This is a genomic window from bacterium (assembly GCA_030655055.1).
Classification (GTDB): domain Bacteria; phylum Edwardsbacteria; class AC1; order AC1; family EtOH8; genus UBA5202.
In genome coordinates this window covers 1-9,326 of the sequence record JAURWH010000082.1, presented here as the reverse complement: position 1 = coordinate 9,326, position 9,326 = coordinate 1, and the positions used below count along the sequence as shown (strand labels likewise).

General features: G+C 57.5%; 6 protein-coding genes. All 6 read right to left on the bottom strand.

The window, feature by feature from the left end; all coding sequences use genetic code 11:
- The coding region (locus Q7U71_03595) for a sigma 54-interacting transcriptional regulator (GenBank protein MDO9390840.1) at nucleotides 1-1,580 on the bottom strand (1,580 nt) is incomplete at its 3' end.
- 168 nt (nucleotides 1,581-1,748) lie between these two features.
- On the bottom strand, nucleotides 1,749-2,966 hold the full coding sequence (locus tag Q7U71_03590; protein ID MDO9390839.1) for a type II secretion system F family protein: 1,218 nt from the start codon (nucleotides 2,964-2,966) through the stop codon (nucleotides 1,749-1,751).
- A gap of 53 nt (nucleotides 2,967-3,019) precedes the next feature.
- The gene (locus Q7U71_03585) at nucleotides 3,020-4,093 is read right to left on the bottom strand and encodes a type IV pilus twitching motility protein PilT (GenBank protein MDO9390838.1); all 1,074 of its coding nucleotides are present in this window, start codon (nucleotides 4,091-4,093) and stop codon (nucleotides 3,020-3,022) included.
- Nucleotides 4,094-4,184: 91 nt separating this feature from the next.
- A complete protein-coding gene (locus Q7U71_03580; GenBank protein ID MDO9390837.1) occupies nucleotides 4,185-5,945 on the bottom strand; it encodes an ATPase, T2SS/T4P/T4SS family in 1,761 nt (586 codons plus the stop codon).
- Between the two features lie 50 nt (nucleotides 5,946-5,995).
- Nucleotides 5,996-7,717, bottom strand: a complete 1,722-nt coding sequence (locus Q7U71_03575) for an ATPase, T2SS/T4P/T4SS family (GenBank protein ID MDO9390836.1) — start codon at nucleotides 7,715-7,717, stop codon at nucleotides 5,996-5,998.
- 65 nt (nucleotides 7,718-7,782) lie between these two features.
- A partial coding sequence (locus Q7U71_03570; GenBank protein MDO9390835.1) for an ATPase, T2SS/T4P/T4SS family occupies nucleotides 7,783-9,326 on the bottom strand: 1,544 nt, incomplete at its 5' end.

Here is a 9,326-nt window from a genome sequence, read left to right as displayed (position 1 = left end):
TCCTGCAGCACCCGCAGCAGTTTTACCTGAATGGCGGGCGAGGTTTCGGAAACTTCGTCCAGAAAAAAAGTACCCCCTTCGGCCGCCTGAAACAGGCCGGGTTTGTCGCGGAAGGCTCCGGTAAAGGATCCTTTGACATGGCCGAAAAGCTCTGATTCCAGCAGGGTTTCCGGCAGGGCCGCGCAGTTGATGGAGACAAATGACCTTCCGTTCCGGGAACTGAGTTTATGAAGCTCCTTGGCTATCAACTCTTTTCCGGTGCCTGATTCGCCCAGGATCAAAACGGTGCTCTGGCTGGGCGCCACCTGCTGAACCAATCTCAATATATCCAGAAAATTCTTGCTCTGGCCGATGATGGCCCCCTCCCGGCCGCTTTGTTCATCCGGGCCGGGCTGGTCTTCGGGGTTTTCGATCCGGGCAAAGCGGATGAAGTCGGCCATGGTCTTTTTTATGGCCTCGGCCTTCTGTTTGATGGTTTCGGCTGCCTGGCTGTGGTCCGGGCTGTCCATCAGCATGGCCGCTTCGTGGTTTATCTGTTCAATGGCCGGCTGGATCACCTGCAGCAGGGTTTGGGCCAGCTCCCTGACATTTTCCAAGCGCTCCATTTCCTGCAGCCTGGTCTCAATCTTTTTGGCCTCGGTCAGGTCCTGAAAAATGGCAATGATCCCCTGCAGCCGGCCGTCGCCGTAGCGGATGGCATTGGTGCTGATCCCCAGGGGTATCTCCCGCCCGTCCTTTACGGTCAGGGTAACCTCGCTTCGGAATATCCTTCCGGGGTCGCCGGACAGGCTTTGCTGCAGGATCGCAGAAAGCGGCGCCAATCCTCCGGCCAGCAGTGCCGAATGATCGGCCCCCGTCATCCGGCCTGGTTCAAGTCCCAGGATCTGGGCGCCGGCCCGGTTGCAGAATTTGATCTGCCCCAGGGTGTTCAGGGTCAGCAGGCCGCTGCCCATTTTTTCCAGAATATCCCCGGTGGAAAGCCTGAGTTCCTCCCAGGCCAGGTTGGCCGCTTCCAGCAGCTTTCCCTTGGCCTGCAGACGTTCGGCCAGCAGCCCGGCAAAGGCCGCCACCAGATAAAAACATATGGCATAGATATATCCCCTAAACAAAAAATCGGCGCTGAAGGCCGATACAAAATCAATCTTATCTGCAATTACGGCCGCCTTCCGGAAGGTCTGAAACTCCAGGGCCAGTATTCCGGCATAAGCCAGACCCGAGATGGTGGCGGTAAATATCGCCCCCTTGACCAGACGGGCATTGGCGGCGGCTATGATGGCCAAAAAAAACAGCAGGGAAAAGGGATTTTCGGCCCCGCCGGTAATTCTTAGAAACAAAAATATCCAGGCCACATTCAGCATCATCTGGCCGTAATCCCATCCCCAGTGAGTGATTTTGAGGTGCCCCAGCCTGAGCAGCGAGGAAAACAGACAGAAGGACAGGCCGGCCCATACCGCCAGGCCTAAATTCAAAGGAAGCGCCCCCAGGCGGTTAAGGGCCATGGCGCTTCCAGTCATTATGGCAACCAGCAGGATCCGGCCAAAAGTTATGGCCGGATCGTTTTTAAATATTGTTTTTATCATTGGGTTCCTTGCCTTCGGTAGTTTGACTGACTTCATCCCGTTCTTGCCGGGCTGCCAGGCAAACAAACTCCGCAGATTCAGCTAAAGCGCTCGTTTCAAGACAAGCCAGGTCCGTCTCGATGACGGGTTCCTGCCTGCCCTTCGTTCCGGATATTTGGCTGTCCTTATCTACTTGTTGCCGCCCATCATGGCCGAGGTCATGGTGAAGATAGGCAGGTACATGGCCACCACCATACCTCCGATGCCCAGCCCCAGCACCACCATGATGATGGGCTCCATGGCTGCGGTCAGGCCGTCGACCGCGCCGTCCACCTCCTCGTCATAGAAATCGGCGATCTTGTTCAACATCTCGTCCAGGCCGCCGGTGGCCTCGCCCACCGCCACCATCTGGACCACCATCGGCGGGAAGATCTTCATGGTCTTCAGAGGTCCCGAGATGGTCTCGCCGCCGCCGATGGATTTGCGGGCGAACATGATGGCATCAGACACCACCCGGTTGCCGGCGGTCTTGGCGGTGATCTCCAGGGCATCCATGATGGCCACGCCGGAGGAAAGCAGGGTTCCCAGGGTGCGGGCAAACCTGGCGATGGCTGACTTCTGTTCAAGGTCTCCCAAGATCGGAATTTTCAGCTTCAGCGTATCCAAGTATAACTGGCCCTTGTCGGTTTTATACCATTTTTGGACGCCGATCACCGTCCCGGTTACAATGACAATTATGGGTATTATCCACTTCTGCAGAAATTTGGACAGGGCCACCACGAACAGGGTCGGCCCCGGCAGTTTGGCCCCCATTCCGGCGAACATCTTTTCAAAGACGGGAATGACGAATATCAGCAGTACCGAAGCCGCCCCGACGCAAACCGTTATCAGGATGATGGGCATGATCATTGCCCGTTTCACCTTGCCCACCAAAGCTTCGTTCTTTTCCAGATAAATGGCCAGGCGGTTTAAGATGTTGTCCAGGATACCCCCGGCCTCGCCGGCCGCCGCCATGTTGACGTACAGCTCATTAAAGGTGGATTTTTGGCGCTTCATGGCCTCGGCCAGGGTCGATCCGCCTTCCACGTCGGTCTTGATCTGTTCGATGACCTTCTTCATGGCTGGTTTGTCGCTCTGGGAACCCAAGATCTCCAAGCACTGCACCAGGGGAAGGCCGGCGTTGATCATAGTGGCGAACTGCCGGGTAAAGATGGAGATGTCCTTGGTGGCAACCTTGGCCTCTCCAAAACTGAGGTTTTTAAGGTCCTTGGGCTTGGTCCGCACCGATGATACGATGATGTTGCGTTTCCTTAACGCCTCTATTACCCCGGCTTCGTTCTCGGCGGTCAATTCTCCGGAAACTATCCCGGACTTTGAATCCCGGCCCTTCCATATATATATTGGCATGGGGATCTCCTTTATTGGGTTTAATTTGACTTTATTGATTTAAATAATAATAATCAGGCGGGCAAAGCCTGGCGCCGCTTGATCATCTGATCCAGTTCCTCGCTGTTGGGGGTATAGTCAAAAATGGTGTCCATGCTGACCTTCTTGTCCATGAACAGCTGGAACAGGGCCTGGTTCATGGTCTGCATCCCGTACTTGGAACCGGCCTGGATCAGGGAGTATATCTGATGGACCTTGTCATCGCGGATCATGGCCTTGATGGCCGGGGTGCAGATCATCACCTCCAGCGCCATCACCCGGCCCCCTTTGGTCAAAGGCAGCAGCTGCTGGGTCATCACCCCTTCCAGCACGAAGGCCAGCTGGGCCCTTACCTGGGGCTGCTGGTAGGCCGGGAAGGCGTCGATGATGCGGTGGATGGATTCGGCCGCCGAGTTGGTGTGCAGTGTGGCAAAGGTCAAGTGCCCGGTCTCGGCGATGCGCAGGGCCGATTCAAAGGTCACCAGGTCGCGCATTTCTCCCACCAGCACCACATCGGGATCCTGGCGCAGCACGTATTTAAGGGCGTTCTCAAAGCTCTTGGTGTCGGCCTCCAGCTGGCGCTGGTTGACTATCGATTTTTTGTGGCGGTGCATGTATTCAATGGGGTCCTCCACCGTCAGGATGTGGGCCCGGCGCTCGCTGTTGACCTTGTCGATCATGGTGGCCAGGGTGGTGGATTTGCCGGAGCCGGTGGGTCCGGTAACCAGCACCAGCCCCCTGGGCTTGGAGGCCAGCTCGGCCGCCACCGGGGGCAGCCCCAGGTCGGCGAAGGTGCGGATCTCCCAGGGAATTGTCCTTAAGGCCATGGCCACGTTGCCCCGCTGCAAAAAAACATTGCCCCGGAACCGGGACAGGCCCTGGACGCCGAAGGAAAGGTCCAGCTCCTGCTCCATCTCAAATCTTTTCTTCTGGCGGTCGTTCAGGATGCTGTAAGCCAGGGATTGGGTCATCTCCAATGTCAGCACATCGTGGCTGCTCTGCATCAGCTCTCCGTCGATCCGGAACACCGGGGGAACCCCGGCTGTGATGTGAAGATCGCTGGCCTTTTTCTGGATCATTTCCTCCAGCAGTTGCTGCAAGGTAATCATCTTTTCCCCTGTCTGTGTTTATTGATAATGCGTTTTTGCTTAACAATTTTTTCTGTCTTTTGCCTTTTGAACTCTGCTTTCTGCCCTGGTATTATCCTTCGGCGGTTTCCCGGATCATCTCCTCCACCGTGGTCATACCCTGCTTGACCTTGCCCCAGGCATCCATTCGCAGGGTCAGCATGCCTTCCTTGACCGCCGTGGCCCGGATGGTGGTCACCGGCTCCCGGCTTAATATCTGGGCCCGCAGGGTCCGGGTGATCGGCATCACCTCATAAAGACCCACCCGCCCCTTATATCCGCTGTTGTTGCAGACCGGGCAGCCTTTGCCTTTATAGAAGGTCAGGCCAGTAAGCTCATCCGGGCTGATGCCCAGGTCGGTCAGCACCTTGGGGTCATACTCATGGGGGGCCTTGCAACCTTTGCAGATCCGGCGCACCAGCCGTTGGGCCTGGATCAGCACGGTGGACGAGGCCACCAGGAAAGGGTCCACCCCCATGTCCACCAGACGGCTGATGGTGGACGGGGCGTCGTTGGTGTGCAGGGTGGAGAGAACCAGATGTCCGGTCAGGGCCGCCCGGATGGCGATGGAGGCGGTGGGACCGTCCCGGATCTCCCCCAGCATGATGATGTTGGGGGCCTGCCGGAGCATGGAACGCAGGGCCAGCCCAAAGGTGAACCCTATCCCGGCCTCGGCCTGGATCTGGTTGACGCCTTTCAGGTTGTATTCAATGGGATCCTCCACCGTCATGATATGCCGGTCCGGAGTGTTCAACTGGGACAGGGCGGAATAAAGGGTGGTGGTCTTGCCCGATCCGGTGGGCCCGGTGATCAGCACGATGCCATAGGGCGCATGAATGGACTTCATGAAATTGCGCAGGGCGTCCTCGGTGAACCCGAAATTGGCCAGGTCCAGGGTCAGGGATGAGGAGTCCAGGATGCGCATCACCACTTTTTCGCCGAACAGCACCGGCAGGGTGGAAACCCGCAGGTCGATCTTCTTGTCCAGCACTTTTATGGCGATGCGGCCGTCCTGGGGCTTGCGCCGCTCGGTCACGTCCAGCTTGGCCATGATCTTGAACCGGGACACTATCGGGGACTTCATCTTCATCGGCGGCTCCATCAGGGTCTGAAGCACGCCGTCCTGGCGCAGCCGGATCCGGAACACCTTTTCATACGGCTCTATGTGGATGTCCGAGGCCCCCCGGCGCACCGCCTCGGTCAGCACGTAATTGGCCATCTTGACCACCGGGGTGGACTGCCCGGCCTGCTGCACCGATATATCGTCCTCTTCCTCCAGCCCCTCGTCCACCATTTCCACGTTTCCAAAATCACCTTCCAGATTCTCATCGTGCTCCGGCAGTTTTTCAATGTCCTCGGACTTGGTCTGGGCCAGACTGCCCCCCTCGGCGATCACCTGCAGGTCCCGGCCGATAGGATAATGCTGCTCCAGCAGTTTTTTAACCGCACTGTAGCCGGCCACTACCGGCTTGACCTCCTGCCCGGTCAGGAATTTGATGTCCTCAATGGCAAAAAGATCGGAGGGATCTATCATGGCCAGGGTCAGCGAGCGGCCCAGCTTTTTGATGGGGATCACCATGAACTTGTTGGCGATATCGGGCCGGATCATCTTGATCACCGCCGGCTCCACCTGGAAATTTGAGAGGTCCAGCGAAGGGACATTGAACTGCCGGGAGACGAACTGCAGCATCACGTTCTCGGTCACCACTCCCAGCCGGATCAGGGTTGCCACCAGGGGCTCGGTGGTGTTACGTTGTTCGGTTGCGGCCTTATCATACTGGGCCTGGGTTATCAGGCCCATTTTCAACAGCATCTCGCCTATGTTTTGCGCCATCGTCTTTTACTGCATTGTGATTTTTATTTCTAATTAACCGGGGAGGGGTCTCAGTCGGCGGCCACGGTCTCCTTGATGACTTCATCAATGGTGGTCACCCCGTTCATCATTTTGATGACGCCGTCCATTCTCAGGGTGGGCATTCCTTCTTCTATGGCCTTGTTTTCTATTTCGGTGCTGGTGGCCCGGCGCATGATCAGTTCCCGGATGGCCGGGGTGATCGGCAGTATCTCGGCCAGACACAACCGCCCCTTGTATCCCGAGTTCCGGCACTCGGAACAGCCCCGTCCTTTGTAGAAAGTGGCCTTGGAAAAATCAATCTTATTGTGAGAAAAATCCTCCAACAACCTCTGGTCGGGTTGATAAGGTTCCTTGCAGTTTTGGCAGACCTTGCGCACCAGCCGCTGGGATTCCACCACCAGCAGCGAGGAGGAGATCATGAATGGCTCCACCCCCATGTCCACCAGACGGGTGATGGTCAGGCAGGCGCTGTTGGTATGGACGGTGGACAGCACCAAGTGCCCGGTCAGTGAAGCCCTGATGGCTATCTCGGCCGTCTCTTTGTCGCGGATCTCGCCCACCATGATGATGTTGGGGTCCTGCCGCAAAAAGGCCTTTAGTGCGGCGCCAAAGGTGGTGCCGCCATCCTCTTTCACCGCCACCTGGTTGATCCCCATCAGGCTGTATTCCACCGGCTCCTCGGCCGTCATGATGTTGACGTCGGGTTTGTTGACCTCCTGCAGGGCCCCGTAGAGGGTGGTGGTCTTGCCGCAGCCGGTGGGGCCGGTCACCAGGGCGATGCCGAACGGGGTGTGGACCGCCTTTAAAAAATGCTTCAGGGGCCCGGGTTCAAATCCCAGCAGGTTCAGATCAAAGGTGACGGTGCTCCGGTCCAGGATGCGCATGGCCACCTTTTCCCCGAAGGCCGACGGAATGATGGATACCCGGAGATCGATGGGACGGTCCATGACATTAAGCCGGAGGCGGCCGTCCTGGGGCATGCGTTTTTCCTCCACCTTCAGCTTGGATATGATCTTGATCCTGGCCACCAGAGATGCTTTCATTTTAAGGGGGGGCTGCATCACTTCGTGCAGCACTCCGTCCACCGACATCCTCACCCGCATGTCCTTTTCGTAAGGTTCCAGATGAATGTCGGTGGCGTGGCGTTTGACGCCTTCGGCGATCAGGGCATTGATCAGCTTGGCGGCCGGGGAATTCTCGATGGCCGCCGTCATCTCGGACATGGCATCGCCCCCGTCTTCCTTCTGTTCCTCCAGCACCTCCAGCTCGCCCTCTGATTCCTCCGTGGTCTGCTCCATGGACTGCATCACGTCTTCCAGCATCCCTGAGGCTCCGTAGTTCTTATCGATGGCGGTCCAGATGGCCGACTCCAGGGCCAAGGCCGGGTGAACATCGAACCCGGTGGAGAACTTTATCTCCTCCATGGCATGAAAGTCAGTGGGGTTTATCATGGCCACGGTCAAGGCCCGTCCCAAGCGGTTCAGCGGCAGCACCCCGTATTTTTGGGCCAGCTTGGCCGGGATCAGGCCCAGGATGGTCTTGTCAAAGTTGTAATCGTTCAGGTTGACGGCAGGCACGTTGAACTGCTTGGACAGGAACTGCAGGATTTCGTCCTCGGTGATGAATCCCAGCTTGGCCAGCACCGATCCCAGCTTGCTGCCGGTGGACTGCTGTTCCTTTAAGGCTTTCTCCAGTTGCTCCTGGCTGATCATCCCGGACTTCAACAGCATGTCGCCGATTTTTAACGCCATAAATATTTACCCAATTAACAATTGACAAATTAACAATTAACCAACAACCAACACCGATCAGGGGGTTACTCCATGACTGTTTTGGCTATTACCGTTTCCAGTGTGGTGATCCCCTTTTTGACCTTGGCATAGCCATCCTGGCGCAGCAGCTGCATTCCCTCCTTGACGGCGGTCTCCCGGATCTCGTCGGTAGAGGCCCGGTTCAAGATCAGCTTGCGGATGGCCGGAGTGACCACCAGTATCTCGTAGAGGCCGGTCCTGCCCTTGAATCCGGTGCGGTTGCACTCCATGCAGCCGGCCCCCTTGTAAAAGGTGACCCCTTCAAACTCGGCCGGGTCGGCCCCCAGTTTGGAGATCATCTCCGGGGTCATGCTGGGATCGGGCTGTTTGCAGTTGGGGCAAATGGTGCGCACCAGCCGCTGGGCCTCTATTACAATGACTGTGGCGGCTATCAGAAACGGCGGAATGTCCATGTCCAACAGACGGTTCAGACTGCTGGGGGCGTCGTTGGTGTGCAATGTGGTCAGCACCAATCGCCCGACCATGGCCGCGGTCATGGCGATCTCGCCGGTTTCCTTGTCCCGGGTCTCCCCCACCAGGATGATATCGGGATCCTGGCGCAGGAAGGCCTTTAGGGCCACGGCAAAAGTATATCCTATCTCGGGGTGGATGTTCACCTGGTTGATGCCCATCATGTCGAACTCCACCGGGTCCTCGGCGGTGCTGATGTTGACCTTGGGAGTATTGAGCCGGTTGATCAGGGAATACAGGGTCATGGTCTTTCCCGAACCGGTGGGACCGGTGATCAGGATCATTCCGTTGGGCTTGACGGAAGCGGCCAGAAAATTATCCAACGGTTTTCCCTCCAGCCCCAGTTTGGTCAGATCGGAGGAAAGGCCTGACTGGCGCAGGATCCGGATACATACCTTCTCGCCGTGCTTGATGGGCATGGTGGATACGCGGAAGTCCACGTTCTGATCGCCGGCCTTCACCGAAAACCGTCCGTCCTGGGGCAGGCGCCGCTCGGTCAGGTTCAGCCGGGAAAGCACCTTGATGCGGCTGACCACCGCGGCCGCGATCCGCTTGGGAGGTGACATGGCCTCCTGCATCACACCGTCGATGCGGAACCGGACCCTCAAGACCTTTTCGTAGGGCTCTATGTGGATGTCGGAGACCCCGCGTTTGACTGCGTCGAAGACCATCTGGTTGACCAACTTGACCACCGGGGCCGCTTCCATGTCGGCCTGGGTCACCACATCCTCCTGTTCCTTATCCACAAACTCCACCTGGCCGTCTTCTTCCTGCACCGCTTTCATGGCTTCGGTAAGTCCGGCCGAACCGGCGTAAAGCTTTTCCATGGCCCTGGCGATGGCGGTGTCGGCGCAAACCAGCGGTTTGATCTCCATCCCGGTCAAAAACTGGATGTTCTCTATGGTAAATGGGTCGGCCGGATTGGACATGGCCACCTGGAGCGTCCTGCCCTGGCGGGCCACCGGGACCACCTGGTACTTCTGGGCAAAGTCGGCCGGGATCAACTTCAGCACCTGGGGATCGATCTGGGTATTGGAAAGATAGATGGTGGGAACTTTGTACTGCTTGCCCAGGCACT